The 26966-nt window shown below is 71.8% G+C and carries 30 protein-coding genes and 1 pseudogene; 13 read left to right on the top strand and 18 right to left on the bottom strand.

The window, feature by feature from the left end; translation table 11 throughout:
• The first annotated feature begins 61 nt into the window (after nucleotides 1–61).
• Together AB0I21_RS34445 and AB0I21_RS34440 are read left to right on the top strand one after the other, a co-directional pair.
• A complete protein-coding gene (locus AB0I21_RS34445; RefSeq protein ID WP_344513018.1) occupies nucleotides 62–790 on the top strand; it encodes a TetR/AcrR family transcriptional regulator in 729 nt (242 codons plus the stop codon).
• Between the two features lie 20 nt (nucleotides 791–810).
• The gene (locus tag AB0I21_RS34440; RefSeq protein WP_360567450.1) at nucleotides 811–1986 is read left to right on the top strand and encodes a flavin reductase; all 1176 of its coding nucleotides are present in this window, start codon (nucleotides 811–813) and stop codon (nucleotides 1984–1986) included.
• Between the two features lie 50 nt (nucleotides 1987–2036).
• Here the strand turns inward: AB0I21_RS34440 and AB0I21_RS34435 are convergent, their stop codons facing one another.
• Nucleotides 2037–2177, bottom strand: coding sequence for a hypothetical protein (locus AB0I21_RS34435; protein WP_360567448.1), 141 nt, complete (start codon nucleotides 2175–2177; stop codon nucleotides 2037–2039).
• A 377-nt stretch (nucleotides 2178–2554) separates the two neighbouring features.
• Here AB0I21_RS34435 and AB0I21_RS34430 point away from each other — a divergent pair, with 377 nt between their 5' ends.
• Both AB0I21_RS34430 and AB0I21_RS34425 read left to right on the top strand, forming a co-directional pair.
• A complete protein-coding gene (locus AB0I21_RS34430; RefSeq protein ID WP_360567446.1) occupies nucleotides 2555–2857 on the top strand; it encodes a hypothetical protein in 303 nt (100 codons plus the stop codon).
• A 75-nt stretch (nucleotides 2858–2932) separates the two neighbouring features.
• Entirely contained in the window at nucleotides 2933–3430 is a 498-nt protein-coding gene (locus AB0I21_RS34425; protein WP_360567444.1) for a GNAT family N-acetyltransferase, read from the top strand.
• On the opposite strand, the gene AB0I21_RS34420 is transcribed toward AB0I21_RS34425, so the two are convergent.
• Nucleotides 3384–3806 carry an NUDIX domain-containing protein gene (locus tag AB0I21_RS34420; RefSeq protein WP_360567443.1) on the bottom strand — a complete coding sequence of 141 codons (423 nt, stop codon included), beginning with the start codon at nucleotides 3804–3806 and terminating at the stop codon, nucleotides 3384–3386. The genes AB0I21_RS34425 and AB0I21_RS34420 overlap by 47 nt on opposite strands.
• A gap of 7 nt (nucleotides 3807–3813) precedes the next feature.
• Nucleotides 3814–4296: pseudogene (locus AB0I21_RS34415) on the bottom strand (class I SAM-dependent methyltransferase); the annotation flags it as partial.
• Between the two features lie 42 nt (nucleotides 4297–4338).
• On the opposite strand from AB0I21_RS34415, the gene AB0I21_RS34410 reads away from it, so the two are divergent.
• From AB0I21_RS34410 to AB0I21_RS34395, 4 genes are all read left to right on the top strand, one after another.
• Nucleotides 4339–4635 carry a hypothetical protein gene (locus AB0I21_RS34410; protein WP_360567441.1) on the top strand — a complete coding sequence of 99 codons (297 nt, stop codon included), beginning with the start codon at nucleotides 4339–4341 and terminating at the stop codon, nucleotides 4633–4635.
• Nucleotides 4575–5156 carry an ATP-binding protein gene (locus tag AB0I21_RS34405; RefSeq protein ID WP_360567440.1) on the top strand — a complete coding sequence of 194 codons (582 nt, stop codon included), beginning with the start codon at nucleotides 4575–4577 and terminating at the stop codon, nucleotides 5154–5156. The genes AB0I21_RS34410 and AB0I21_RS34405 overlap by 61 nt, the downstream gene beginning before the upstream one ends.
• Nucleotides 5157–5301: 145 nt before the next feature.
• The gene (locus AB0I21_RS34400) at nucleotides 5302–6255 is read left to right on the top strand and encodes a hypothetical protein (RefSeq protein ID WP_360567438.1); all 954 of its coding nucleotides are present in this window, start codon (nucleotides 5302–5304) and stop codon (nucleotides 6253–6255) included.
• A 22-nt stretch (nucleotides 6256–6277) separates the two neighbouring features.
• Entirely contained in the window at nucleotides 6278–6907 is a 630-nt protein-coding gene (locus tag AB0I21_RS34395) for a uridine kinase (protein WP_360567436.1), read from the top strand.
• 27 nt (nucleotides 6908–6934) lie between these two features.
• On the opposite strand, the gene AB0I21_RS34390 is transcribed toward AB0I21_RS34395, so the two are convergent.
• Genes AB0I21_RS34390 through AB0I21_RS34370 form a run of 5 tightly spaced genes read right to left on the bottom strand, consistent with a single transcriptional unit; the run spans nucleotide 6935 to nucleotide 12520 of the window.
• Nucleotides 6935–8095, bottom strand: coding sequence for an acyl-CoA dehydrogenase family protein (locus AB0I21_RS34390; protein ID WP_360567555.1), 1161 nt, complete (start codon nucleotides 8093–8095; stop codon nucleotides 6935–6937).
• A gap of 14 nt (nucleotides 8096–8109) precedes the next feature.
• A complete protein-coding gene (locus AB0I21_RS34385) occupies nucleotides 8110–9057 on the bottom strand; it encodes an NAD(P)-dependent oxidoreductase (protein ID WP_360567434.1) in 948 nt (315 codons plus the stop codon).
• 6 nt (nucleotides 9058–9063) lie between these two features.
• Entirely contained in the window at nucleotides 9064–10482 is a 1419-nt protein-coding gene (locus AB0I21_RS34380) for an aldehyde dehydrogenase family protein (protein ID WP_360567432.1), read from the bottom strand.
• Nucleotides 10483–10484: 2 nt separating this feature from the next.
• Nucleotides 10485–11480: an oligopeptide/dipeptide ABC transporter ATP-binding protein gene (locus AB0I21_RS34375; RefSeq protein ID WP_360567430.1), complete on the bottom strand. Its 996-nt coding sequence runs from the start codon at nucleotides 11478–11480 to the stop codon at nucleotides 10485–10487.
• Nucleotides 11477–12520, bottom strand: a complete 1044-nt coding sequence (locus AB0I21_RS34370; protein WP_360567429.1) for an ABC transporter ATP-binding protein — start codon at nucleotides 12518–12520, stop codon at nucleotides 11477–11479. Before AB0I21_RS34370 ends, AB0I21_RS34375 begins: the two co-directional genes overlap by 4 nt.
• Nucleotides 12521–12643: 123 nt before the next feature.
• Between AB0I21_RS34370 and AB0I21_RS34365 the strand changes: the two genes are divergently transcribed.
• Genes AB0I21_RS34365 through AB0I21_RS34350 form a run of 4 tightly spaced genes read left to right on the top strand, consistent with a single transcriptional unit; the run spans nucleotide 12644 to nucleotide 17241 of the window.
• Nucleotides 12644–13177, top strand: coding sequence for an Lrp/AsnC family transcriptional regulator (locus tag AB0I21_RS34365; RefSeq protein WP_344512985.1), 534 nt, complete (start codon nucleotides 12644–12646; stop codon nucleotides 13175–13177).
• Nucleotides 13178–13195: 18 nt separating this feature from the next.
• The gene (gene nikB / locus AB0I21_RS34360) at nucleotides 13196–14143 is read left to right on the top strand and encodes a nickel ABC transporter permease (protein ID WP_344512984.1); all 948 of its coding nucleotides are present in this window, start codon (nucleotides 13196–13198) and stop codon (nucleotides 14141–14143) included.
• Complete coding sequence (locus AB0I21_RS34355) at nucleotides 14133–15047, top strand: ABC transporter permease (protein WP_344512982.1); 915 nt, start codon at nucleotides 14133–14135, stop codon at nucleotides 15045–15047. The genes nikB and AB0I21_RS34355 overlap by 11 nt, the downstream gene beginning before the upstream one ends.
• A 16-nt stretch (nucleotides 15048–15063) precedes the next feature.
• Nucleotides 15064–17241, top strand: coding sequence for a thiamine pyrophosphate-dependent enzyme (locus tag AB0I21_RS34350; RefSeq protein ID WP_360567427.1), 2178 nt, complete (start codon nucleotides 15064–15066; stop codon nucleotides 17239–17241).
• A 117-nt stretch (nucleotides 17242–17358) separates the two neighbouring features.
• Here AB0I21_RS34350 and AB0I21_RS34345 read toward each other — a convergent pair whose 3' ends face one another.
• From AB0I21_RS34345 to AB0I21_RS34305, 9 genes are all read right to left on the bottom strand, one after another.
• Nucleotides 17359–18327: a D-2-hydroxyacid dehydrogenase gene (locus AB0I21_RS34345; protein WP_360567425.1), complete on the bottom strand. Its 969-nt coding sequence runs from the start codon at nucleotides 18325–18327 to the stop codon at nucleotides 17359–17361.
• Entirely contained in the window at nucleotides 18324–18527 is a 204-nt protein-coding gene (locus tag AB0I21_RS34340) for a tautomerase family protein (protein WP_190253310.1), read from the bottom strand. The genes AB0I21_RS34345 and AB0I21_RS34340 overlap by 4 nt, the downstream gene beginning before the upstream one ends.
• A gap of 4 nt (nucleotides 18528–18531) precedes the next feature.
• A complete protein-coding gene (locus AB0I21_RS34335; RefSeq protein WP_360567423.1) occupies nucleotides 18532–19398 on the bottom strand; it encodes a hypothetical protein in 867 nt (288 codons plus the stop codon).
• A gap of 64 nt (nucleotides 19399–19462) precedes the next feature.
• Complete coding sequence (locus tag AB0I21_RS34330; RefSeq protein WP_360567421.1) at nucleotides 19463–21076, bottom strand: ABC transporter substrate-binding protein; 1614 nt, start codon at nucleotides 21074–21076, stop codon at nucleotides 19463–19465.
• Between the two features lie 20 nt (nucleotides 21077–21096).
• Nucleotides 21097–22152, bottom strand: a complete 1056-nt coding sequence (locus AB0I21_RS34325) for a membrane dipeptidase (protein ID WP_360567419.1) — start codon at nucleotides 22150–22152, stop codon at nucleotides 21097–21099.
• A gap of 386 nt (nucleotides 22153–22538) precedes the next feature.
• Nucleotides 22539–22862: a GNAT family protein gene (locus AB0I21_RS34320; protein WP_360567417.1), complete on the bottom strand. Its 324-nt coding sequence runs from the start codon at nucleotides 22860–22862 to the stop codon at nucleotides 22539–22541.
• A 70-nt stretch (nucleotides 22863–22932) separates the two neighbouring features.
• On the bottom strand, nucleotides 22933–23178 hold the full coding sequence (locus AB0I21_RS34315) for a hypothetical protein (protein WP_360567416.1): 246 nt from the start codon (nucleotides 23176–23178) through the stop codon (nucleotides 22933–22935).
• A gap of 89 nt (nucleotides 23179–23267) precedes the next feature.
• Nucleotides 23268–24014: a phosphotransferase gene (locus tag AB0I21_RS34310; RefSeq protein WP_360567415.1), complete on the bottom strand. Its 747-nt coding sequence runs from the start codon at nucleotides 24012–24014 to the stop codon at nucleotides 23268–23270.
• Nucleotides 24015–24054: 40 nt separating this feature from the next.
• A complete protein-coding gene (locus tag AB0I21_RS34305) occupies nucleotides 24055–24474 on the bottom strand; it encodes an SRPBCC family protein (protein WP_360567413.1) in 420 nt (139 codons plus the stop codon).
• Nucleotides 24475–24497: 23 nt separating this feature from the next.
• On the opposite strand from AB0I21_RS34305, the gene AB0I21_RS34300 reads away from it, so the two are divergent.
• Complete coding sequence (locus AB0I21_RS34300) at nucleotides 24498–25040, top strand: TetR/AcrR family transcriptional regulator (RefSeq protein ID WP_360567411.1); 543 nt, start codon at nucleotides 24498–24500, stop codon at nucleotides 25038–25040.
• 141 nt (nucleotides 25041–25181) lie between these two features.
• On the opposite strand, the gene AB0I21_RS34295 is transcribed toward AB0I21_RS34300, so the two are convergent.
• Nucleotides 25182–26966, bottom strand: a 1785-nt coding sequence (locus AB0I21_RS34295; RefSeq protein WP_360567409.1) for an FtsK/SpoIIIE domain-containing protein, incomplete at its 5' end; no start/stop codon positions are given.

Raw genomic sequence — 26966 nt, 5'->3', positions numbered from 1 at the left:
CAGATGGCGCTATGGTTTTCCGGCGTTCACCAGAGAGCGCCGGCGAGGAAGAGGGGGCGGCATGCCGGAACTGTCCGACGAGCCAGACGCGGCGCGCACCAGGCGCCTGGAGCGCGTCGCCGCCAACCTGCGGGGAGCGGTCCGGCGCCAGGACGGGCGGGAGACCCCGGTCGGCCCGCGCGCCATGCGCACCCGCAAGAAGCTGCTCGAGGTCGCCGAGCAGCTCTTCGCCCGCGACGGCTACGCGAACCTCTCCCTCAACGACATCGCCCAGCAGTCCGGGGTGAGCCTGGGGACCGTCTACCAGTACTTCGCCGACCGCGACGACATCGTGGCGACCCTCGCCGGCGAGAGTGCCCTGCGCATGCTGAACCGCGGCGCCGACTTCTGGGACGCGGCCACCGGCCGCCTCGGCCTGCGCCGGGCGATCAGCGCGATCGTGACGACGCAGTGGGAGAACCGCGACTTCTTCAGCCTCTGGGAGACCGCCAGCCACAGCGATGCCCGGCTGGCCGAGCTGCGCCGGGAATGGGTCGGCGACTTCCGCCGCTCCTTCGCCCGGTCCCTTGCCCGCGGGATGAAGAGCGGGCATGTCCGATCGGGCCTCGACCCGGAGGAGACGGCGCGCGCCCTGAGCCTCATGGTGAGCGCGTACTGCTACGACGCCTTCGTCGCCGACCCGCCCGACCCGCCCCTGGATCCCGAGGGCGTGATCGACCACCTGACGACCCTGTGGGCGGACGCGATCGGCCTGCGCGAGGACCGCGAACTGCGGCCCGCAGACGCGTGAGCCCGATGGAGAGGACGAGGATGTCGCTCAGCACCGCCCACCGGACGGCCGGCTCGGCCGACGATCCCGCCTGGTTCCGCCACGTCCTCGGGCAGTACCCCACCGGCGTCTGCGTGATCACCGCCCAGCCGGAGGACGGCCCGCCGATCGGCATGGTCGTCGGCTCCTTCTCCTCGGTGTCGCTGAACCCTCCGCTGGTCGGGTTCTACCCGAGCGTCACCTCGGAGACCTGGCCGCACCTGCAGCGGGCCGGCAACTGGTGTGTCAACATCCTCGCCGCCCACCAGACCGACGTGTGCCGCCGGATCGCGACCGCTCCGCTCGCCGAGCGGTTCGACGGCGTCCCCTGGCGGCCGGCCCCGTCCGGCGCCCCGATCATCGACGGCGCGGTGGCCTGGATCGACTGCGTCCCGGTCGCGGTGCACGACGCCGGTGACCACAAGATCGCGCTTGCCGAGGTGCGGCACCTCGACACCGCGAGCACCGAGCTGCCCCTGCTGTTCTTCCGCAGCGGCTATGGCAGTTTCGCGCCGCTCACCCTGACCGCCTACGACCCGGAGATGCGGCTCACCCGCCCGCTGCGCCACTTCGAGCTCATCCGTTCAATCGCGCAGGAGCTGCCCGACCACGGCCTGCGGTGTCTGGTGACCGCACCCGTCAGCGACAGCGTCGTCGTGGTCGGCCAGCTCGACCCGCCGTCCGCGACACCCTCGGCGCAGCCCACCACGCTGGTCGGCCAGCGGCTTCCATTCCGGCCGCACGGCCCCTCGATCTTCGAGGCGTGGGCGCCCGAGCGGGAACAGGAGGCGTGGGTGGCCCGGTTCGCTCCGGACTCGCAGGAGGCCGAGATCCGGGCTCTGGCCCGCATCCGGGAGCGCGGGTTCTCCATCGGCCTCGGCAGCGAGGGGCACCGGCGCTTCGCCGCGGCCCTGGAGCGGCTCGCCGCCGAACCCGGCGCCGTGGGCAACGAGGAGCTCGACGCCCTGGTGGCCTCCCTCGACTACGAGCCCCCGGAGCTGTCCGACGAGGTCCTGGCGCAGGCGCGGGTGATTTCCGCGCCGGTCTTCGACAACGAGGGAAACCCGGTGCTGGCGCTCACCGTCTTCGGCTTCAAGGCCCGGCCGGAGGTCGTCCGCGCCGCGATCGCCGCCGTCACCGCATGTGCCGGAAGGGCGACGAGTTCGCTCGGGTCGTGATGTCCGGCCCGCCGCGGGGTTCACGGCGGGCCGGTCCGCCGGCGGCAGGGTCAGGCGGTGGTGCCGGTGACGGTGCTGCCGTCGGCGTACTTCGCCTCCATCGTGGCGAGCTGGTCGCCGCGGAACTGGGTCGGCAGCGTGAACGCCGCCGTGGTGCCGGTCGCGCCGGCGAGCACCGGCGGGTCGAACATGATGATGTTGAGCGGACCAGGTCGGTGCCGCCCTGGCGCAGGCTCTGGAACGTGGTGCCGTTGAGGTTGAGCGTCAGGGTCTGCGCCGCGACCGCGCCGGTCTTCGGCACGTGGACGAAGTCCGCGGAGGCGGTGCCGGAGCGGGTGGTCCAGCTCGACCTGATCTGCCCGAACAGCTCCGGGTCGAAACCCCGCGAACGGCATGGCCGCGCTCTGGGCGTGAACGTTTCACGTGCCAGCTCTGTCGTCCCGGCCCGGCGGGCGAAACGTCGGTGAAACTTTGTCCGCCGGGTTGCTACCGGCGCGTAGCGGTTGGGCATAGGTTGAGCGCAGCGACACGGATGCCGTAGTTACCACCTCATGCATCGGAGCAGACCGTGGGTACCGTCTCCGTCATCGAAGGCCACGACGCAGTCCACACCATCCAGGTGCGCGGGCGGGTGGAGGCCGACACCTCCGTCTCGCTGCGGCGGGCGCTCGTCACCACCATGCTGCACCGTCAAGCGGCCGCGGTCCTCGTCGACCTCGGCGGCGTCACCGAGATGGATCCGTTGGCGGTCGGCGCGTTGAGCGCGGCGCACGACGTCGCCCGCGATCTGCGCCTCGCGTTCACCGTACGGGTGGCGCAATCGCCGATCGCCGGGCAGCTCGCGACCGTGGACCTGCCCCTGTCACCCTGATCCGCGTCCGGCCGGTACACCGCAGCGACGGTGCCGCGCCTGACCCCGAGCCCCGGCGCCGGTAGCGTCGTGGGCATGGTGACCCTGGCCCGGCTGACCGAGGTGGACCCCGCTGACCTGATCGACCTCATGAACGACCCCCGGGTCCGCCGGCACATGCCGCTCGCCGTCGGCAGGTTCGGCCCGGAGGACTGCACCGCCTGGGTGGCCGCCAAGGAGGCCATGTGGCACGACCATGGCTACGGTCCGTGGGCGTTGCTGGTCGACGGGGCGTTCGCCGGGTGGGGCGGCCTACAGCCCGAGGACGGCGAGGCCGACCTGGCCCTCGTGCTGCGCCCGGCGTACTGGGGCCACGGGCGGGCGATCGCCGAGCGCATCCTGGCCGAGGCGTTCGGCCCGCTCGGCCTGCACGACGTGACCGTCCTGCTGCCACCCAGCCGGGGCACCGCCGCCGCCGTACGACGGTTGGGATTCCGGCCCGACGGATCGCTCGAGGTCGCCGGCCAGCCGTTCCTGCGCTTCCGGATCAGCGGGCCTCGCCAGCCCCGCCCAGATGGAGCGGCAGGACAGTAGCGGTCGTCGCGGCCAGGTCGCGGTCGAGAAGCTGTTCCCGCGGGACGAACACCATCGCGCGTCCCTCGCCGACCACCACGTCCCGCTGCGTGGCGTCGGTCGTGCCGTGGAAGACGTGAACGGTCACCGTGTGCGGGAAGCCTGCTTCGTACGGACGCGGACCGCTCCACAACAGACGCAGCTCTCCCGCCGTCAGGCCCGCCTCCTCGAGCAACTCCCGGTGCGCCGCCTGTTCTGGCGTCTCGCCCTGCTCGACGTGGCCGCCCGGCAAGCTCCACTGATTCGGAGAGACCGAGGTCCGATCGTCGCGAAGCTGCAGGAGCACCGCCCCGGAGGCGTCGACGAGCAGCACCAACGCGACTTCATAGGTGGCCATGCTGCGATCATGCCAATCCGCGTCCGCCGTCGTGATCGCGTGCTTGCCTGCTGAGCAGCAGATAACGCTCATCGGTGATGGTCTTGCCCCAGGGCACGGCATCGTCGAGCAGCCGCAGCTCGGCGCTCCGGCCATGACGGAGAAGGAGCGCGCTCGCCTCCGCCGCCGACAGTCCGGCACCTGTCGCCCACCGGCCTTCGATGAGCACGAGCCTTCCCGACGGCCGGAGGAGCCTGATCCATCGGGCGAGTGTCGTGTCGCGCTCCTGTACCGCCCACAGGACGTGCCGGACCAGCACGACGTCGAACGACCCGGGCGCGAGCGGTGGCCGCGACGCGTCGCCACGGATCAGCGGCACCGCAACGCCGTGGTCCACCGCCTTGCGCCGCGCCACGGCGAGCATCTTGGCGGACGCATCCAGGCCGCAGACGTGGTGCCCGGCCTCGGCCAGCAGGGTCGCCAGACTGCCCGTGCCGCAGCCGAGATCGACGACCGCGGCGGATGTTCCCGTGGACCGTCATACGCTTGCCGGGTGCATGCGCTGATCGAGGTGGTGACGGAAATCGAGGCCGGCTCGGAGGTGGTCTTCGGTCTGGAACTCGACATGGACGTCCATGCCGCTTCCCTGGCGACGAGCGGGGAGACAGCCACCACGAGCACGGGCCGGCGGCGGGTCGAGCTCGGCGACGAGGTCACCTTCCGGGCGCGCCACTTCGGTCGCGTGTGGCACATGACCAGCCGGATCACGTGGTTGGGTAGAGGTTGCTCATGTTCGATGACGTCGAGTATGTGGATCAGCGGTCCGGCGTGGTTGTGCCGGTTGGGCTGATTTTGTTGGTCGGTCCGCCGGCGGCGGGGAAGACCACGTTTGCGCAAGCCTGGGTGTGCGGTGGCCGGATCGACGCGGACGGTGTCGTGTCGTGCGACCTGATCCGCCGCGAGCGCTTCGGCAGCCGGTTCGACGTTGATGACGATCCGGCGTTGTTCGAGGAGATGGACCGTCGCGTCGAGGCGCGGCTGGCCGCGGCGCTGCCCGTGGTGGTTGATGCCACTCACGTGATGGCCCATGCGCGGAGCAGGATGATCGCGTTGGCCGCACGGCACGATCGCCCGGTCACGGCGTTGCGGTTCCGGGTCGCCGAACCGGTTCTGCTCCGCCGTAATGCGCGGCGCTCCACGCCGGCCCGTGTGCCGCCGCATGAGGTGCGACAGTACGCCTGGATCACGGCGCGGAGCACGGATCGCGGCCGGCTCGTCGGCGAAGGCATCCGCATTGTCGTCGACGTACCGGGTGAGGCCGAGGGCTTCACCCCGTCCCAGGCCGCAGCGATGATCCGTCTTGGCCAGTGACGACACGCCGCAGCATTCGGATCCATCGACATGGACGCACCCGGTGGCCACACCGCCGTGATCACGTGCGCGGAGATGCCGCTCTGCGCGTTCACGTCAGCTCGTAGGGTCATACGACCAGTGCAGTGGGCTCGGGGGCCGTTGAGTGGCGTTCTATGGCACCTACGTGCTGGCCCGGTCGGCGGCGCTGCTGCCGCATGTGTCCGGCATGCGGTCGGCGTTCGGCAGCCGGTGCATGCTCATCGGCCGGCACCAGGAAGGGTGGCAGCTGGCCGGGCTCAAGACGCCGATGCACCACGAGTGGCCGGCCATCCACGGCGGGCCGGTGCCGCTGGCGGAGGCCACCGGCGCGCCGGCGTTGGCGGTGTGGGTCTCGGAGAGTTCGTGCCTGCAGTACGCGGCCGCGACACCCGACGGTCGGTCGTGGACGGCGCACTTCGCCGACGAAGCCGAAGCCGACGCCGACGTCGAAGGGCTCATTGCCCGCGGCGCGCAGCTGCCAGAGGGTCGGTGCGGCTACGACCATCACGAGTTCTGCACGCTGCGGCTGCCGGAAGGCGTCGACGTGCCGCCCGACGACCAGGCCGCGCTGGGCGGCAACCTGCTCGAATGGGCAGCCGCCGCCGGGCTTGACACGACGGCCGAGCGCATCCTCGACGCGCTGGGCACGACGACGGACGAGACCGCGGTCTACGCTCTCGTCGCGGCGCTTGGCCTCGAACCGCTCCTGCCCGTCGAGCCGTTGTTCGATGTCAACGAGCGCGACTGGCGGGATGCGTACCGGCGGGGTGAGGACGAAAGCACGCGAGTCTGCCGGGAATGGACATCCCGGGGCGAACAACTTCCCGACTACGACCAGCCTCTGCCGGGTGCAGACGAGTTCGTGAAGTTTCTGGACCTGGTCGCAGCGTCGAGGTTCGGCGGCGGCTTCACCCGTGCACAGCTCCAAGCCGAGGCACAACGTCTGGGTGGACGCCTACCCCAAGCCATGACCCGAGCACCGCACGGCTTGCGACCTCGACACCGTCGGTTGATGGCGGTGCTGGTCGCCGGAGGACGCGCCTGTCTGCGATGCTCGTCGGGTGATCAGCTCGGTTGAGCGAGGGCGGGTCGTCCGGCGGGTGGCCGGCCTGGTGCCCGTGCCGGAAGGTGGCGCCTGCGTCCGCGTCGGGATCGACGGGCCGGACGCGTCCGGCAAGACGACGTTCGCCGACGAGTTGGCCGCTGTGGTCCGTGCGCTCGGTCGTCCGGTTGCCCGGGTCTCCCTCGACGACTTTCATCACCCGCGCGCTGTGCGGTACCAACTGGGTCGCGACTCACCCGAAGGCTTCTGGCGGCACGCCTTCGACCACGCGCGGTTCCGCAGCGAGGTGCTGGACCGGTTCGGGGCCGGCGGAGACCGCCGCTACCGGACGGCCGTGCACGACGTCGTCACCGACACCGAACGCGTGACGCCGCTGCGGATCGCTGCCGTCGGCACCGTGCTCATCGTCGACGGGCTCTTCCTCCATCGGGACGAGCTCGTCACGGCGTGGGAGATATCGGTGTTCCTGGATGTGGATTTCGCGGTGACGGCGAAGCGCATGGCACTCCGCGACGGTGCCGACCCCGACCCCGACCACCCGGGCAACCGCCGCTACATGGACGCCCAGCGCATCTACTACGCCGCCTGCACTCCGCATGCGCGCGCCGACGTTCTCATCGACAACCAGGATCTCAGCACGCCGCGCATCGTCCGGGAAAGGCCGTGAGCGGCAGTCGACCGATGGGGTCCGGCGTCAGCGGAAGGCGGCGTGGCCGGTCACGGTTTGACCGATGATCAGCTGGTGGACCTCTGACGTGCCCTCGTAGGTCAGGACCGACTCCAGGTTCGACGCGTGGCGCAGCACCGGGTAGTCCAGTGTGATGCCCGCGGCGCCGAGGATGGTGCGGCACTCACGGGCGATGGCGATCGCCTCACGGGTGCTGTTGAGCTTGCCCAGGCTGATCTGGCGGTGGTCCAGGGTGCCGGCGTCCTTCAGCGCCGCCAGCTGCAGCGCGAGCAGGAAGCCCTTGCCGAGCTCCAGGGTCATGTCGGCGAGCTTCAGCTGGGTCGCCTGGTAGGCCGCGAGGGGCCGGTCGAAGATCTCGCGGCTTCCGGCGTACGCGATGGTCGTCGACAGGCAGTCGTGCGCGGCGCCGAGGGCGCCGAAGACGATGCCGAAGCGGGCCTCGTTGAGGCAGGACAGCGGGGCCGACAGGCCGGTCGCGCCGGGCAGCATCGCGTCGGCGGGCAGCCGTACCCCGTCGAGGACCAGCTCGGCGGTGACGGAGGCACGCAGGGAGAGCTTGCGGGTGATCTCCGGGGCGGCGAAGCCGGGCGTGCCGGCGGGCACCAGGAAGCCGCGGATGCCTTCGTCGGTGCGGGCCCAGACGACGGCGACGTCGGCGACCGAGCCGTTGGTGATCCACATCTTGGTGCCGTCGAGGATCCAGTCCGAGCCGTCGCGGCGGGCGCGGGTGCGCATGCCCGACGGGTCGGAGCCGAAGTCCGGCTCGGTCAGCCCGAAACAGCCGATCGCCGTGCCGCTCGCCATGGCCGGGAGCCACTGCTCGCGCTGGGTTTCCGAGCCGTAGCGGTGGATGGCGTACATCGCGAGCGACCCCTGCACCGAGACCAGCGAGCGCAGGCCCGAGTCGGCCGCCTCCAGCTCGAAGCAGGCGAGTCCGTATGCGAGGGCGGAGGTGCCCGCGCAGCCGTAGCCCTGCAGGTGCATGCCGAGCACGCCGAGGGAGCCGAGTTCCCGGGCGAGGTCGCGGACCGGGAGGCTGCCTTCCTCGTACCAGCCGGCGATGTGCGGCCGGATCCGCCGGTCGACGTAGGTGCGCACGGCCTCGCGCAGGGCGCGGCTCTCGTCGTCGATACGGCCGTCGACGCCGAAGTAGTCCAGCACGGGCAGGGTCGCGGGCGGGGTCACAGCGATCGTCCTTTCGCGAGTTCGTCGAGGACGCCCCGGGCGACGGCGACGGCCATCGCGTCGAGCGCGTCGGAGGTCATCGCCGCCATGTGCGGCGTCGCCAGGACCCGCGGGTGGTGCAGCAGCGGGTCGCCGGGCGGGGGCGGCTCCGGGGCGAACACGTCGACGGCGTAGCCGTGCAGCCGGTCGGCGTCGAGCGCGGCGAGGACGGCGGCGTGGTCGACGACCCCGGCGCGGGCGGTGTTGACCAGCAGCGCGCCGGGCCGCATCGACGCCAGCGCGACGGCGCCGATCAGGCCGGTGGTCTGCGGGGTCTGCGGCACGTGCAGGCTCACCACGTCGGCCGAGCGCAGCAGCTCGTCCAGCGGCACCAGACGGACGCCTTGCGGTGGTTCCACCGCGGCGACGTCGAACGCGATGACCGTCATCCCCAGGCCCAGCGCGCGGACGGCCACGCCGCGGCCGATCGCGCCCAGCCCGACCAGGCCCAGCGTCCGGCCGGCGAGCATGATGCCGGTCAGGCCGGCGGCGACGACTGAGGAGGGCAGCGAACGGCCGGCCGGGAAGCCGCCGCTCGCGAGGGTCGCGACGGCCCCCGGCAGCTGCCGGGCGAGGGCCAGCGCGGCGAGGACGACGAACTCGGCGACCGACTCGGCGTTGGCGCCCGGCGTGCTGACGACCGGGATGCCCAGCCGCTGCGCCGCGGCGAGGTCGATGCCGTCGAGGCCGGCGCCGTGGCGGCCGACGACCCGCAGCCGCGGCGCGGCCTCGAGCATGGCGGCGGTGACGGGGGAGGAGCGCACGACGAGGGCGTCGGCGGTGGCGAGCGGGCCGGCGGCCAGGGCGGCCGGGTCGGTGACGCCGGCGACGCGCACCTCGGCGGCGGCCCGCAGCAGCTCCATCCCGGCGTCCGCGATCGGCTCGGTCAGCAGGATCTCAGGCATGCGGTCTCACCAGCCCGTGTAGCAAGTCACCGGCACCGAGTAGAAGTCCCGGGCGTAGCCGCCCTGCTCCCGCGGGCCGTGGTTGGAGTCTCCGGTGCCGCCGAACGGCAGGTGCAGCTCGGTGCCGGCGGTGGGCAGGTTGACCGTGACGATGCCGGCCCGTGCGTCGCGTTTGAAGCGCTCGGCGGCGGCGAGGGACGTGGTGACGATGCCGGCCGAGAGCCCGTAGCGGGTGTCGGCGGCGACCGCGATCGCCTCGTCGAGGTCGCCGACGCGGATGACGCAGGAGACCGGGCCGAAGATCTCCTCCCGGGCCACCCGCATGCCGTTGTGCGCGCCGGTGAGCAGCGTCGGGCGCATGAACTGCCCGTCGCTGGTGCCGCCGGCGGCCACGGATGCGCCCTCGGCGGTGCCGACCTGGACGTAGCCGAGGTTCTGGGCGAGCTGCTGCGGGCTGACCACCGGGCCGACCTGGCTGCGCGGGTCGAGCGGGTCGCCGACCGTCAGCGCCTCGGCGGCGGCGGCGAGCGCGGCGACGAACCGGTCGTGGATGCCGTCCTGCACGATGAGGCGGCTCGACGCGGTGCAGCGCTGTCCGGTGCTGAAGAAGCTGCCGTCCAGGGCGCAGCGCACGGCCACCTCGAGATCGGCGTCGTCGAGCACGACGAGCGGGTTCTTGCCGCCCATCTCCAGCTGGAAGCGCTTGTTGCCGTGGGTGAGGCACTGGCGTGCGACGTGGGCGCCGGTGCCGGTGCCGCCGGTGAACGACACGCCGTCGACGCCGGGCGCGGTGAGCAGCGCCTCGCCGGCCGTCCGCCCGGCCCCGAGGACCAGGTTGAACACGCCCGGCGGCAGGCCCGAGCCGGCGATGATCCCGGCCAGCTCACCGGCCGAGGCGGGCACCAGCTCGGCCGGCTTGAGCACGACCGCGTTGCCGTAGGCGAGTGCCGGCGCCACCTTCCAGGCCGGGATCGCGATCGGGTAGTTCCACGGCGTGATGACCGCGACCACGCCGAGCGGCCGGCGGCGCACCTCGGCGTGGACGTTGTCCCTGGTGGACGCGTACACCTCGCCCTGCGGCTGCAGCAACTGGTGGGCGTAGTAGCGGAAGGTCTGCCCGGCCCGGACGACCTCGCCGCGGGCCTCGCCGAGCAGCTTGCCCTCCTCCCGGGCGAGCAGCACGGCGAGCTCCTCGGCGCGGCCGAGGATCGTGGTGCCGATCCTGTCGAGGACCGCCATGCGCTCGGCGACGGGTGTGCGGGCCCACCGGGGCTGGGCGGCGCGGGCGGCCTCGGCGGCGGCGCGGGCGGTGTCCGGGCCGGCCTCGGCGTATTCGCTGACGACCTCGTCCGGCCGGGCCGGGTTCACGTTCGGGCGGCGGTCGCCGTCGACCCATTCGCCGCCGACGAGACTGCGGTGCAGCACGGTCACACCCCCGCGGCCGCGACGGTCGCGGGCTCGGGGAAGTGGCAGGCGACCCGGTGCCCGTCCGCCGGGTCGGTCAGCACGGGCACGGTCGTCGCGCACACCTCCTGCGCCTTCCAGCATCGGGTACGGAAGCGGCAGCCGCTGGGCGGGTCGAGCGGGCTCGGCACGTCGCCGGTGAGCAGGACGCGCTGCCGCTTGGTCTCGACGAGGGGGTCCGGGATCGGCACCGCGGACAGCAGCGCCTTCGTGTAGGGGTGTCGCGGCGACTGGTACAGCTCCTCGCACCCGCCCACCTCGACCACGGTGCCGAGGTACATCACCGCGATCCGGTCGCACAGGTGCCGGACCACGGCGAGGTCGTGCGCGATGAACATCATCGTCAGGCCCAGCTCCTCCTGCAGCTGTTCGAGGAGGTTGACGATCTGCGCCTGGACGGACACGTCGAGGGCGGAGACCGGCTCGTCGGCGACGACGAAGTCGGGGCCGCTGACGAGGGCCCGCGCGATGCCGACCCGCTGGCGCTGGCCGCCGGAGAACTCATGCGGGTAGCGGTCGTGCCAGCGGTCGCTGAGCCCGACCAGCCGCATGATCTCCTGCGCCTTCGCCCGCCGGCCGGCCGCGGACAGGTCGGAGTGCACGAGCAGCGGCTCCTCGATGAGCTCGCCGATGCTCATGCGCGGGTTCAGCGACGCGTACGGGTCCTGGAAGATCATCTGCATCCGGCGGCGCATCGCCCGCATCCGGCGGCCGGGCAGCGTGGTCAGCTCGGTGCCGTCGAACCTGACGCTGCCCCGGCTGGGCCGCAGCAGCTGCAGGATGGCCCGCCCGGTGGTGGACTTGCCGCAGCCGGACTCGCCGACCACGCCGAGGATCTCGCCGCGGCGGATGTCGAGGTCGACGCCGGCCACCGCGCGCAGCCGGGCCGGCAGCAGCGAGCCGCGGCGCGGCACCTTGAAGTCGACCGCCAGGTCCCGGACTTCCAAGAGGTTGGTCATCGCGCCTCCACGGACTGCTCGGCGAAGCGGTCCTCGTCCGACAGCCAGCCGCCCGCGTCCGCAGGGCGCATGCCCCAGCAGCGGTTGAGCTGGCCCCGGTCGGGGACCTGATGGGTGAGGACGAGGTCGGGCACGGCGTCGGCGCAGCTGTCCCGGGCGTGCGCGCAGCGGGGCGCGAACCGGCAGCCGGGCGGCATCGCGGTCAGCTCGGGCGGGCGGCCCGCGATCGGCCGCAGTCGCCCGCCACGGACCAGGTCGAGGCGCGGGACCGAGCCGAGCAGGCCCCAGGTGTACGGCATCTGCGGGCGGTGGAACAGGTCGACGGTCTCGGCCCGCTCGACGATCTGCCCCGCGTACATGACGTTGACCCGCTCGGCCATGCCGGCGACGACGCCGAGGTCGTGGGTGATGAACAGGACGGCGGTGGCGGTCTCGCGGGCCAGGTCGCGCAGCAGGTCGAGGATCTGCGCCTGGATGGTGACGTCGAGCGCGGTGGTGATCTCGTCGGCGAGGATGAGCCGCGGGTTGCAGGACAGCGCCATCGCGATCATGACGCGCTGCCGCATGCCGCCGGAGAGCTGGTGCGGGTAGGCGCCGAGGCGGCTCTGCGCGGCCGGGATGCGCACCATCTCCAGCAGCTCGACGGCCCGTGCCCGGGCGGCCCGGCGGCTCAGCCCGAGGTGGGCCTGCAGGGTCTCGGTGATCTGCTTGCCGATGGTGAGCACCGGGTTCAGCGAGGTCATCGGATCCTGGAAGATCATCGCGATGCCCTTGCCGCGCACGGCCCGCAGCTCGCGGCGGCTCAGCGTGAGCAGGTCCCGGCCCTCGAAGAGCACCTGACCGCCGGTGACCTGCCCGGCCGGCGGCACGATCAGGCCCATGACGGACTGCGCGGTCGCCGACTTGCCGCAGCCGGACTCGCCCACGAGCGCGACCATCTCACCCGCGTCGACGGTGAACGAGACGCCGTCGACGGCGGTCACCGAGCCCCGCGCCGCGCGGAATTCCGTGCGCAGGTCGCGCACCTCCAACAAGGCCATCGAAACTCCCCAAAACTCGGTGCGCGAACGTCGCCATTCGTCACTCGGGAGTGTTGCACAGGCGATCTTCGTCGTCTAGGCTCCGGCGAGCGACGAATTACGTCGATTGAGAGTTGGAGCCCGATGACATCCAAGAGCTCGATCGTGAAGGATCGCGCCATCATCCGGGAGCTCGTGCAGGACCCGAGACAGACCAACGTCGCACTGGCGGCCAAGGTCGGGCTCTCCGAGGGTTCGGTGCGCCGCCGGATCGACCGCCTGCTCGCCGAAGGCAAGCTGCAGTTCTCCGCGATCCCCAGCGCACCCTTCATGGGCCGCCCGGTGCACACGCTCTTCGAGATCCAGAGCGCCCCAGGCGCCACCGAGCAGCTCATCGACAAGCTCGCCGGCATGCCCGAGATGGCCTACGTCTACCACGTGACCGGCCAGTTCGACATCATCGCCGTCGGCTACTTCGCCTCCACCAACACCATGCGCCGGTTCTGGACCGAGCGCCTGGGCCACCTGGAGGGCGTCATGGAGAGCCGGTCGGTGATGGTGCTGCGGGTCGCCAAGCGGGCCCACGAATGGGCGCGTGACCTCGCCGGCGCCGACGACGAGCTGGAGCCCGGCTGGGACGAGGGCGCCGAACCCGGGTTATCCGGTTACGAGCACTGACCGGCAGGAGAGCCCACCATGCTGCGCATCACGCTGATCCGCTCGCTGACGGTCATCCCCGTCCTGCTCGGGATCTCGGTCATCTCGTTCCTGGTCATCCGCATGATCCCGGGTGACGTGATCAGCTCCATCATGGGACAGGACTTCGGTGACCCCGAGGTCGAGGCGGAGATGCGCCGCTACTTCGGGCTCGACATGCCCGTGCACGAACAGTTCTTCACCTGGTTCGGCGACCTGCTGCGCGGCGACCTCGGCACCTCCATGCGCACCGGCCAGCCGGTGCTCGACGAGATCCTGCAGCGACTCCCGTCCACGCTGCTGCTGGCCGTCTCCGCGCTGCTCGTCGCCATCCTGCTGTCGATCCCGATGGGGATCCTCAGCGCCACCCGCCGCAACGGCCCGCTCGACGCCTTCGCCCGCGTGGCGTCGCTCATCGGCCTGTCGGTGCCCAACTTCTGGCTGGGCATCCTGCTCGTCTACGTCTTCTCCGTCTCCCTCGGCTGGCTGCCCTCGCAGGGCGCCAGCGAGGGCGGCGGGCTGCTCGACAACTTGAAGTACCTGGTGCTCCCCGCCGTCACCCTGGGCGCCAGCCTCGCCGCCATCAACATGCGGATGACCCGCTCCAGCATGCTGGAGGTGCTCAACCAGGACTACGTGCGCACCGCCCGCGCCAAGGGACTGGCCGAGAGAGTCATCCTGGTCCGCCACGCCCTGCGCAACTCGCTCATCCCGGTCGTGACCGTGCTCGGCATCGAGCTCGGCGCGCTGCTCGGCGGCACCGTCATCGTCGAGCAGGTCTTCGCCTGGCCCGGTCTGGGCACGATGGTCATCCGCGGGATCAGCCAGCGCGACTACCCGGTCGTCCAGGGCACCCTGCTCTTCCTCGCGTTCTTCTACGTCCTGGTCAACTACCTGGTCGACCTCGTCTACACCTATCTGGATCCGAGGCTGCGCAGTGGTCACTGAAGTCGACACCGTCACGGAGGTACAGGCGCGGCGGCTCGGCCGGCTGCGCACGGTCGGCGGGCGCGGCGGCGCGCTGCTGCGGCAGCTCACCCGCGACAAGATCGGCGCCGTGGGGCTCACCCTCGTCCTGCTCATGGCCGCGGCCGCGGCCCTCGCCCCGGTCATCGCGCCCTACGACCCGACCGCGATGTCCAACCAGCGGCTCGCCACGCCCGGCGGGACCTTCCTGCTCGGCGCCGACGAGGCCGGCCGCGACCTGCTCAGCCGGGCCCTCTACGGCGCGCGCACCTCGCTCGCCGTGGGCCTCGTGGTGGTCGGCTGCGCCGCCGTCATCGGCGTCCTGCTCGGCCTGCTCGCCGGCTTCTACCGGGGGATCCTCGACGCGATCATCACCCCGGTCACCGACATCATGTTCGCCTTCCCGACCCTGCTGCTCGCCCTCGCCGTCGTGGCCGCCCGCGGGCCCGGCACCGAGAACCTGATCCTCGCCCTGGTGCTGGTGTTCATCCCCAGCTTCGCCCGGATCGTGCGGGGCACGGCGATGTCGGTGCGGCGCGAGCCGTTCGTGGAGTCCGGGCAGGCCGCCGGGCTCAGCAACGCCCGCCTCATCTTCAAGTACGTGCTGCCCAACTCGATCGCGCCGATCGCCGTGCAGTTCACCACGAGCATCGCCTACGCCATTCTCATCGAGGCGTCGCTGGGCTATCTCGGCCTCGGCGTCCAGCCGCCGGCGCCGTCCTGGGGCTCGATGCTGGCCAACGGCAAGGCCTTCATGGAGCTGTCGATCTGGCCGTCGGTCGTGCCGGGCGTCTGCATCATGATCGCGGTGCTCGGGTTCAACCTGCTCGGCGACACCCTCCGCGACGTCCTCGACCCGCGGCTGCGCGGCCGCACCAACCGCTGAACTGGAGCCCTCCGTCGTGGAATCCATCGACGAGCACGTCGTCCGCCGGCTCACCGAATGGTCGTCCGGAGCGCCCACCGGCACTTTTGACGTCACCGAGGTCGACCGTTCGGTCCTGCTGGAGTACTGGGAGGCCCAGGTCCAGGCCCGTCACCTGGACCTCGCCCTGCGCTGGCTGCAGGCCCAGAAGGAGGGCTTCTACACGATCGGCTCCAGCGGCCACGAGAGCAACGCCGCCGTGGCCCTAGCCCTACGCCCGAGCGACCCGGCGCTGCTGCACTACCGCTCCGGCGGGTTCTACGCTGCCCGTGCCGGCCAGGTGCCCGGCGCCACCCCGATCAGCGACGTGCTGCACTCGGCGGCGGCGTCCCGGCACGACCCGATCTCCGGCGGCCGGCACAAGGTGTTCGGCCACCGCGCGCTCAACATCATCCCGCAGACCTCGACGATCGCCTCGCACCTGCCGCGCGCGATGGGTCTTGCCTTCAACCTCGGCCGGGGCGCCGGCCAGGTGTATCCCGCCGACGCCGTCGTCGTCTGCAGCTTCGGCGACGCCTCACTGAACCACTCCACCGCCGCCGGCGCGCTCAACGCCGCCGGCTACAGCGCCCACCAAGGCCTGCCGCTGCCGCTGCTGCTCGTCTGCGAGGACAACGGCATCGGCATCAGCACCCGCTCACCGCACGGCTGGGTCCAGCGCGCCCTGTCATCGCTGCCCGGCATCGACTACGTCCACGCCGACGGCACCGACCCCGCCCACCTGCTGGCCGCCGCCGCCGACGCCGCGCGGCGGGTCCGCGCCGAGCGCCGGCCGGTCGTGCTGCACCTGGGCACCGTGCGGTTCATGGGCCACGCCGGCTCCGACGCCGAGCTGGCCTACCGCAGCCGATCGGAGATCCTCGCCGACTACGCCCGCGACCCGATCCTCGCCACCGCCGCGGCGCTGGCCCGCCGCGGCATCCAGAGCCCGGGCGAGAGCCTCGCCAGCTACGAGCACGCCCGCAAGCTCGTCATGGACGAGGCCCGGCAGTTGGTCGGCGCGGTCGAGCGGCTCGCGTCCCCGGACGCCGTCACCGCGCCGCTGACCGCCCGCCGCCCCGCCGCCGTCACCGCGGCCGCCACCCGCGCAGGCACCGGCCGCGCACCGGCCTTCGGCGGGAAGCTGCCGGAGGAACGCGGGCCGCTCACCCTCGCCCAGTCGATCAACGCCGCCCTGCACGACGCCCTGCTGACCCACCCGGGCGCCCAGGTCTTCGGCGAGGACGTGGCCCGCAAGGGCGGCGTCTACGGCGCCACCCGCGGGCTGCGCAAGGCGTTCGGCGCCGGCCGGGTCTTCGACACGCTACTGGACGAGCAGTCGATCCTCGGGCTGGCGCTCGGCGGCGCACTGGCCGGCGCCCTGCCCATCCCCGAGATCCAGTACCTCGCGTACCTGCACAACGCCGAGGACCAGCTGCGGGGCGAGGCCGCGTCGCTGCGGTTCTTCTCCGCCGGCCAGTACCAGAACGGCATGGTCGTGCGCATCGCCGGCCTGGCGTACCAGAAGGGCTTCGGCGGCCACTTCCACAACGACAACTCGGTCGCCGTGCTGCGCGACATCCCCGGCCTCGCGTTCGCCGTCGCGTCGCACCCCGCCACCGCACCCGCCCTCCTGCGCCAGTGCCTCGCCCTGGCCGAGGCGGAGGGACGGGTGTGCGTGCTGCTGGAGCCGATCGCCCTGTACCACACCCGCGACCTGCACACCGAGGGCGACGGCGGCTGGCTCGCCCCGTATGCGGCCCCGCGGGACTGGGCCGAGGCTCCGCTGGGCTCGGTGCGGACCGTCCGCGACGGCGCCGACCTTGCGGTGGTCACGTTCGGCAACGGCGTGCCGATGAGCCTGCGGGTGGCCGGCGTCCTGGCCGGCGAGGGCGTCGAGACGCGCGTGGTGGACCTGCAGTGGCTCGCGCCGCTGCCGGCGGCTGCCTTGCACGCCGCGCTCGCCGGCGTGGACCGGGTCCTCGTCGTCGACGAGACCCGCGCGAGCGGCGGCGTCTCCGAGGCGGTCGTCGCGGCCCTGGTCGACGCCGGCTTCGCGGGCCGGATGGCCCGGGTCAACAGCGTCGACAGCTACGTCCCGCTGGGCCCGGCCGCCGACCAGGTCCTGCTCGGCGAGGCCGACATCCTGGCCGCAGCCCGCACCCTGCTCAGCTGACCCGGCGCGGCCCCTGCCCGCGGCGGCTTCTGTGGCCGGCACACGAGAACAGACGGAGAACGGCGGCCCGGCTTCGGTGGAGTGAAGCCGGGCCGCCGTCGTCGGTCGTGCGGTCTGTCAGTAGCCGAGGTCCGGCTGGCGGTGGGTGCCGGCGAGGGGCTCGCCGGACAGGTAACGGTCGAGGTTGGCGCGGAAGTCGGCGCCGAGGCGCCGCAGGTTGCCCGATCCCCGGAACGACGTGTGCGGGGTGATCGTCGTGTTCGGCAGGTCCCACAGCCGGTGCTCCGCCGGCAGCGGTTCCTCCTCGAAGACGTCGAGCACGGCGCCGCCGATCCGGCCGGCGTGCATCGCCTCGACGAGCGCGTCCTCGACGACCAGCGCGCCGCGGCCGACGTTGACCAGCACCGCGTCCGCCCGCATGGCCGCGAAGTGCTCCGCCCCGAAGAAGTACCGGTTCTCCGTGGTGAGCGGCATCGCCAGTACCACGGCATCCGCCTCGGGCAGGAGCGCGAAATGGTCGCCGAAGGCCACCACCCGTGCGAAGCCGTCGACGGGGGAGCCCGTGCGGTTGACGCCGATCACGGTGGAGCCCAGGGCGCTCGCGCGCCACGCCACCTCGGAGCCGATCCCGCCCGTGCCGAACACCAGGGTCGTGCTGCCGATGACGTCCTTGCCGACGAGACGGATCCAATCGTGGCGCACCTGGGCCTCGCGCAGCGCCGGGAACGCCCGGCCGTGCATGAGCATGGCGCCGATGACGTACTCGGCGATCGGCACGTTGTAGGAGTTCGGTGAGCGGGTGTAGACGAGGCCCTCGTCGAGGCGGCGCTGCCAGACCGCGCCGCCGACCCAGTCGAAGCCGGCGGCGGTGATCTGGACCCAGCGCAGCCGCTCGCATTTGCTGAGCAGCTCATCGAACGTGTCCTCGTTCATCGCGCTGCGCAGGATGATCTCGGCGTCGAGCCACTCGTCGCGGACCGGTTCGTCGTCGGGGATCGGCGTGAAGCGGCAGTGCGGGTAGTCGGCCGCCAGGCCGGGGACGAGCTCGGCGAGGTTCGGGGTGAGCAGTACGTGCGGGCCGGTCACGAGCCCTCCTGGGCCTTCTTCTTCCGGTTGTTGTACGTCACGCCGCCCTTGGCCCAGTTGTCGTAGGAGACCTCGTACAGCAGGACGTGGGTGTTCTCCCGCGGCGAGCCGTACTTCACCAGGACGTCGGTCAGCTCGGCGATGATCGCCTCTTTGGTCTCCTGGTCGCGGTGGCCGATCTCGGCCCGGATGATCGCCATGATCTCAGTGCTCCTTGGTCGCCGTTGCGAAGTCGGGGTTGCGGGAGTATTCGGAGGTGACCGCCAGATAGGCGAAGGCGTGCGTGACGCCGGTCTTCAGGACGCCGTCGAAGACCTCGCGGGCCCGGGCGACGTCGCCGTTGTAGTAGTGCCAGTTGCCCAGGCCGTAGCCCTGGGTCACGGTCTTGAGGCTGTCGCCGTCGCACATCGCCCACAGCTGCTCGGGGGTCAGCTCGCCGGTGTAGAGGCGCATCCGGCCCTCGTAGCCGACCAGGTGGTCCTCGTCGACGACGGCGATGCCGCGGAACCGGTCCAGGACGGCGTCGGCCTCGTCCGCCCGGCCGAGCCGGCGCAGCGCCATGTACTGCCAGTCCTGCGACGCGACGATCCCCTCCTGGTGGCGGGCGCAGCGCTCGGCGTTGTAGAAGCTTTCCAGGCAGCCCTCGAGGTCGCCGTCGAGGTACTGGGCCACGCCCAGGTGATACCAGACCGACGTGTGCAGCGTGGTGTTGTACCGCGCCAGCGCGCCCGGGTCGGCGGCCGCCATCGTGTCGGTGAGGTGCTGCGGCCGAACCGCGTCGGGCCGGCCGAGGATCAGGCTGACGACGTCCTTCTCGACCTCGGGCTGGTACATCTCGTGCTCGTCCTCGACGTCGCCGAGACGGTCCGCGGCGGCCCGCAGGTCCTCGATCGCGCCGGCGTAGTCGCGGACGGAGATCCGCCGGTGGCCGCGGAAGCGCAACAGGCGCGGGTCGCCCGGCTCCAGCTCCAGCGCCTCGGTGAGCAGGGCGACGGACTCGGCGTGCTTGTTGAGGTAGCCCTTGAGCCGGGCGGCGATGATGTAGCGGTGGCTCAGCGGGACGTCTTCCATGGCGGTGCCTTTCGTCGCGGGGTGCTCCGGAGGGGCGCCCACCCCCGGGCGCCCCTCCGGTGCGTCATCGGTTGAGCCAGAGGCTGCGGTAGAAGCGGTACGTCGGGGTCGGGTCGCCGCGGTAGCCCATGACGTCCTTCTGCACGACGTCGAAGTCGGCGTTGAGGAACGTCATCGCGACCGGGCCGCGCTCGGCCAGGATCTTCTCGGCCTGCTGGTACAGCGCCGAGCGCTTGTCCTTGTCGAGCTCTGAGCGGGCCTGGACGATGAGCGCCTCGTACTCGGGGTCGCTCCAGTTGCCGTAGTTCAGGCCGCCGCCCTTGAGGAAGCTGGCGCTGAACCGCTCGTCCGGGTCGTAGGTGAGGCCGAAGCCGGACTGGTACATGTCGAACTCGCCCGACTTGGTCTTCGTGTCGGCGATCGTCGACTCGACCGACTCGATGGTCACCTTGATGCCGATCTTCGCCAGCTGCTGCTGCTCGACCTCGGCCGAGCGCACCTGGAACGCCGAGGTGGCGATGACCATGAGCTTGGCCTCGAAGCCGTTCGGGAAGCCCGCCTCGGTGAGCAGCTGCTTGGCCTTGTCGACGTCCGCCTTGCCGTACACCGGTGTGGTGAGCGCGCCGTAGCGGTCCGGCGGCAGGTAGCCCGCGTTGAGCGCGGTGCCGAAGCCGGAGTTGGCGACGTTGAGGATCTCCTGCCGGTCGAGCGCGTAGTAGATCGCCTGGCGGACCTTCACGTTGTCGTACGGCGCCTTGGACGTGTTGAGCCGCAGGTGCAGCGACAGCGAGCCGGAGCCGCCGTACCACTTGAGCTTCTCGTCCTTCTTCAGCGCGTCGATGAACTCCGGCGCGGGCCGCCAGAGGAAGTCGACGGTGCCGCTGCGCACCGCGGCGGCGCGGGCGTTGTCGTCCGGGTTGAACGTGAAGTCCATGCCGTCGAGGTACGGCAGGCCGGACTGCCAGTACTGCGTGTGCTTGTCGAGTTTGATGGTCTGCCCGGCCGTCCGCGTCGCGATCTTGAACGGGCCGCTGCCGCCGTCGACGGCCGTGTTGAGCCCGCCCTTCTCGTCGACCACCGTCTTGTCCACGATGGACGAAGCGGCGGTGGACAGCAGGGTCAGGATGGCCGCGTTGGGCTTGCTGAGCTTGAGCACGGCCGTGCGCTCGTCGGGCGTCTCGACCGCGCTGATGCCCTCGTAGCTGCGGGCGCGCGGGGCGCGGGTCGCCGGGTTCTTGATCCGCTCGATCGAGTACTTCACGTCGGCCGACGTGACCTTGCGCCCGCTGTGGAAGTACGCGTTGTCGCGAAGCTTGAACGTCAGGGTGAGCCCGTCGGCGCTCTGCTCCCACGACTCGGCGATGGAGGGCTTGATCTCGCCGCGGTAGGACTCCACCAGCGACTCGTAGATCTGCTCGTTGATGACGAAGGCCGAGGTCTCGGACATCTTGTGGGGGTCGAGCTCGTTCGCGTCCAGCCGGATCATGATCCGCAGCCGGCCGCCGGCCTTCGGCGTGCCGGAGGGCTGCGACTCGTCCTCCAGGCGGATGTTCTTGGTCAGGCCGTCATTGGTGCTGGCGCCGTTGTCACTGTTCGGGGGCTCGCCGCCGGAGCAGCCGGCCACGAGCGCCGCAACGACGCCCACCGCCAGCACTCTGGTCATGAAATGCGTTCTCATGGGTCTCCTTGGCTGATCTCTCAACTCGCGCCTACCGGGCCGGCCGGGCTCCATGCCTCCCCAAACACCCGCAGCCAGTTGCCGCCGAGGACCTTCGTCACATCGGCCGGAGAGAAACCTCCGGCCAGGAGCGCCTCGGTGAAGTTCGGGAAGTCGGCGGCGTCGTCCATGCCGATCGCCCGCCGCTCCTCCCACTTCCAGTCGCCGAGCAGGCTCTTGAACTCCTTGTCCTTGAGCTGCTCGGCACGCATCGCCTCGGTGAGCGTCTCGTCGTAGTCGGTGGCGATCGCGACGTGGTCGATGCCCGCGACCTCCACGACGTGGCTGAGGTGCTCCACGAAGCGGGTCAGGTCCGGACGCCGGGTCGGCTCGTCCGGGTAGTACAGGAACCCCGAGAGGGTGGTGATGCCGATGACGCCGCCCTGCTGGCCGAGGGTGCGCAGGAAGGCGTCGTCCTTCGCCCGGATGTGGGGCGAGATCGCGTCGCAGAACGAGTGGGTGACGACGACGGGAGTGCTGGACACCTCCATGGCGTCGAGCCCGGTGCGCTGCCCGCAGTGCGAAACGTCGACGACGATGCCGATCTCGTTCATCGCCTCGACGAAGATGCGGCCCTTGTGCGTCAGGCCGGGGTCGACGCTCTCCCCGCAGCCGGCGCCGAGCAGGTTCTGCCGCTGGTACGTCAGCTGGAGGATGCGCACGCCGAGGTCGTAGAACGTGCCGAGCAGGTCGAGGTCGACCCCGATCATCTCGGTGTCCTGCGGCCCGAGGATCACGGCCTCCTTGCCCTCGGCCTTGGCCCGCTCGATGTCGGCGACGCTCGTGGCGAGCAGCGCCCGGTCGGCGTGCGCGTCGATCCAGCGGCGGCACTGGTTGACCTCCCGCAGCGCGGTGACGGTGTCCGCGTAGGGCCTGGTCACGGTGTGGTTGACGGCGGTGACGCCACCACGGCGGATGCGGTCGAGGTGGGCTTCGGACAGCTCGATGACCGTGCTGCCTTCCACGACGGTGGCCGCGGCGTGCAGTTCGGTCGCGGAAAGAGCGGGACTTTCCTGGGCGGCAATGTTCAACGTCATCTCCAGGATCAGCGGAAGATGCCCGACTCTACGAGCAACGCCAGTTTCCTGTCCATAGATCTTACGAACTCGTCATAAAAGAGCTTCCAAGCGACGAATTTCGTCACTTTGGCGGTCATCACTATGTTGCGTCTCGGATTCCGGTGCCGATAACACCCAAATCGGGACCACCGCGCCTTGTGGAAGCCCGGCGCCGGCCGAAGCGCACCTGCCCGGCGAAGAGGTGCGCGTGTCGAGCGACAGGCAAGGTGACCAGCAGTTCAGCGTGTGTGACGGGTCTGCGGACGGCGGTGGGCGTTCGGTGAACGCCGCGGCGACACGGAGCCCGCGTCGGCGCGTCACGCGCCCAGGCCGAGCGCGGCCGACCCGAGATCGGGCATCAGGTGTCAGTGATCTGGGCGGCGCGGGTTGTCGCGGGGTGCCAACACCGCGGCCTTCCCGGCCCTTCGGCCTTCAACGCGGCAACCGCGGCGGCCTTGCCGCTCGAGGTCAGCTCCAGCCACCCATTTGCCCGGCCGAGTAGATGTCCTCGGCGAGGACGACGTGGCAGCCGCCAGGAAGACGAGCAGGCTCGGCCCGCCTTCGACCTGCGGTTCGCGGCCGTTGAGGGTGCCGCCGATACGGGTGATCGCCGCTTGGGAGAGGACGTTCTGCGGGTTGATGCACCACACGACGGCTGCGTAGCCGAGCGTGTCGAAGGCGTAGGTCATCGTCAGGAGCTTCGTTTCGGTGTTCGCCGCGGTACGCCGTCGCAATCACCCCCGCAACGGCGGAGGGCGTTCAGGAAGACGTGTGTAGGAAGAAGTCGAACACCTGCTGCGGGTCCGGGTAGTCCTTGAGAGCCGCTTCGCATTCGGCCTCCGGCATCGGCGGCCGCAGGCCGGCACGGCGGCAGAAGCCGAGCAACTCCTGGGCGCCGAGCTCGCCGACCCAGGTGCCGAGGAAGTCGACCAGGCTGGTGCCGATCAGTTCGGTGCTCGCCTCGTCGTCGACGTAGGTGACCGGCGTGTCGATGACCGCCTTCAAGCACGACCCGGCAGCCTGACGGAGCCGCAGGTCACCCGTCGGGATCGCCCGGCCCGGCGATAGCCGGCGCTGCCGAGCGCCCATGGGCGTCACATACGGGCGCGGAGCACGTCGATCTCGCAGCCCGGTTTGGACGGGTCGAAGCCGTGCTCGACCAGCCAGCGGACGGCGAGCAGGCTGCGCAGCGACCACCACGCACGGATCGCGTCGAGGTCGGCGCCGGGGCCGTAGCCGGCGATGACGTCGTCGAGGTGCTCCTCGTGGCCGAGGGTCAGACTGGCGAGGTCGAACATGGCGTCGCCCCGGCTCGCCTCGGACCAGTCGAGCACGCCGGTGACCTCGTCGCCGTCGACGAAGACGTGGGAGACGTGCAGGTCGCCGTGGGTGAACGCGGGTGTCCACGGGCGGAGCGCGGCCTCGGCGACCTGGCGGTTGCGGGTGACGAGGTCGGTGGGGAGGATGCCGTTCGCGATGAGCAACGTGCACTCGGTGTCGAGGTCCGCGGCGATGGCGTCGGCGGTGCGGCCGGGCCAGGGTGGCAGGGGCGCGTCGTGCAGCTTCCGCACGGTGGCGCCCGCCGCGGCCCACGCCGCCGGTGACGCGGTCGACGGCTCGCCGAGACGGCCGAGCGCCACCCCTGGGAGGGCGGCGAGCGCGAGCACGGGCGGCCTGCGCCACAGGATCTCCGGCGTCGGGACGGGCGCCAGGGTCATCGCCTCGACCTCGACGTCGGTGCGTGCCTGATCGGTGTCGACCTTCAGGAACACGTCACCGACGCGCAGCGTCGCGCGCTCGTGATGGGCGATGACCACCTCGATACTGTCCACGGCTGCCATCTTCGGGCGAGGACCCCGGACGTCGCCACGCAATTGGGATTCAGCGGACGGCGGCCGCCTGGCGCGTGAAGCCTGCCGCCTCCTGGCGCAGCGACGACCGCATCAACCCGCCGAGCACCGCCATGACGCCGGACAGCGGGCCGTCGGTCTCGATGACGAGTCCCATCCGGGTGCCCGAGCCGGCCGGCTCCAGCAGGTGGCGGCCGGTCAGGCGCAGCCCCTTCCGCCTGGTCTCCCAGGTGAACTCGCGCTCCGGCTCGAACCGGGTCACGGTCCAGACCGCGCTGCTCTGTGCCGGCTGCTTGATCCGGGCGGTGCTGCCGACCCGCAGCTCGCCGCCGTCGAGCCGCTCCAGCCGCTGCACGGTCGGCAGGAACTTCGGCCAGTCCTCGACCTCGGTGGTCAGGCGCCACATCAGGTCGACCGGCGCGTCAATTTGGGTGAATTCCTCGTAGCGCATGCGGCCACTGTACCATCTGGTACATGTCTGAGTCCCGTGACGATCTGCTCGCCCGCGTCCTCGAGTTCGCGGCCCGCGACGGGCTGGCCGACCGCAGCCTGCGGGAGATCGCGACCGGCGTCGGCACCAGCCACCGGATGCTGCTGTACCACTTCGGCTCCCGGGAGGGGCTGCTCGCGGCCGTCGTCGGCGCGATGGAGGCGCGGCAGCGCGCCGCGATGGCCGCCCTCGCCGAGACCGCGGCGACCCCGGCCGAGCTGATGACCGGCGTGTGGCAGGCCGTGTCGAGCCCCGAGGTGCGTCCGTTCGTGCGGCTCTTCTTCGAGGTGCTCGCGCTCACCACCCGCGGCGGCGCACCGGGACCGGACGGCCTCACCGCGAGCTGGCTCGACGACGCGGAGAAGGCCGGCGAACGCCTCGGCATCGAGACCGACCGGGCGTCGCTGCGGCTGGGCATCGCCGTCACCCGCGGCCTGCTCGTCGACCTCGTCGCCGGCGAGGACCCGGCCGAGGTCGACGCCGCCTACGCCCTCTTCATCCAGCTTGCCGCCGACCCGAAGAAGTGACCGGGCAACGGCCGAGTTCCACGACCGGACCGTGACGGTGCCGTGCTGCCACGCCCGGCCAGCGCTGGAGTTCGACTGGCCGTGCGGCTTCGCGCGGTTCGAGGCCGTGGCACCTGAAATCGTGGGCCACGAACGATCGAATCAGCTGAAGGGGCGGACCTTGGCGAGGAGTTCGGTGGGGGAGCCGGTGAAGCCGGCGCCGGCTAGTTCGAGGGCCTGGGTGGCCGCGGCCGGCTCCAGGGCGTCGAAGCCGGCGGCCAGTAGCTCCGCCACGATCGAGCGGAGGCGGGGGACGGTCGTGGGGGCCGGGCCGGCCAGGGCGTCGGTGATGCCCAGCAGCTGCGGCACCCGCCGCGGGCGGGCCGCGACCAGCGCCGCCGCGTCGTCGGTGGTCGCGTAGGGGACCTGCACGGGGGCCATGCCGCGTGGGCGGATCAGCACGCCGCGGCCGGGTGGGTCGGCGGTCACGTACGCCTGCGGGATCTTCACCACGGTGTTGAACAGGTGGGCGCGCGGCTGGCGCGGGCCCAGCAGCAGGCCCGCGCCGGAGCGGCCGGCCTCCGCGGCGAAGCTGCCCGGCGGCGGCGCGGCCAGGTCGTCGACGGCGGCCGCGACGACCATCCCGAGGTGCGCGGGGTCCGTTTCGAGGAGGAACTCGCGCAGGACCGTGCCGGCGTCGCCGCGCAGCAGGTGCTCGGCGTCGTCGACGAGGACGACGCACCCGGTGGTGCCGGCGGCGGCGAGGGCCAGCTGCGCCTGGCGGACGGAGGGCTGCCGGACCCCCAGGATGGCGGCGACCCCCGGTACACCGGACAGCGCGTGCAACGGCGAGGTCCGCACCGGCGCGAGGATCACGACCTGCGTGCCGCGTGACAGCAGGTCCAGGGCGATGCCGAGCAGCGCGGTGCTGCGCCCGCTGCGCCGCTCGCCGGTGACGTAGAAGCCGGGGCCCTCGGCGATCAGGTCGACACCGAGCAGGCGCAGGTCGTCGCCACCGACGCCGGCCGGGACCCACGACGGGGAGGCGCCGGCGGGGACCGACGACGGGGAGGAGTCGCGGGGCAGGGCCGCGGCCGAGGCGACGCTGATCTGGTCCGGCAGCTCGTCGACCCGCCACGGGCGGACGGTGACCGCGGCGGCGGCGACACCGGGGTCGGCGACGGCGACCTGGACGATGCAGTGCCGGCCGGTGAGCCGGACCGCCTGCCCGGGGCGCTGGTCGCCGGGCACGGCGGTCGCCGGGATGCCGAGCAGCGCGTGGTCCCCGGGCGCGAACGGCAGCGCGAGGAGGTCCCGTGACGACTCGGTCAGCGCCCGGAAGCGGCCCGACGTCAGCAGTGCGCCGCTGCCGGCGACCGCGACGTGCACACCGACGGCCGGGCCCTTGCGGGCGATGCGGACCAGCGCGTCGTACAGGGTGCCGTGGTCGACCTCGCCGAACGTCTGCAGCCACGTGTCCCAGTCGTCGACCAGCAGCAGCGTGCGGAGGCCGCCGCCGCGTTCCCGCTCGCGGATCAGCGCCTCGAGGCGGGCCAGCAGCCGCGCGCCGCGGTCCAGCTGGCCGGCGTCCACGACCGCGCCGCAGTGCGGCAGGGCCGCGAGGTCGCCCAGGGTGCCGCCGCAGTCCATCACATAGATGTGGATTTCGCCGGTACGAAGTGCCGCTGCCGCCACGGTCCGCAGGAAGGTGCTCCGGCCGGACCGGGGGCGGCCCGCGACGAGCAGGTTGGTGCCCTCGTGCAGGTCCCAGACGGCGGCGGGCTGGGCGCGCAGCTCCGGCTGGTCCTCCCGCCCGAACACCAGGCCGGACGGTGCGGACAGGGGCACCGAGGACAAGGCGGTGCTGCTCCTGCTGGTGCTCATCGCCCTCGAGGTGCCGTTCGCGCTCAGCATCGCGAGCCGCGACACCCAGCAGGTCGTCGCCGA

The organism is Dactylosporangium sp. NPDC050588 (assembly GCF_040654975.1).
GTDB classification, from domain to species: Bacteria; Actinomycetota; Actinomycetes; order Mycobacteriales; family Micromonosporaceae; genus Dactylosporangium; species Dactylosporangium maewongense.
This window is presented reverse-complemented; position numbering and strand designations above follow the sequence as displayed.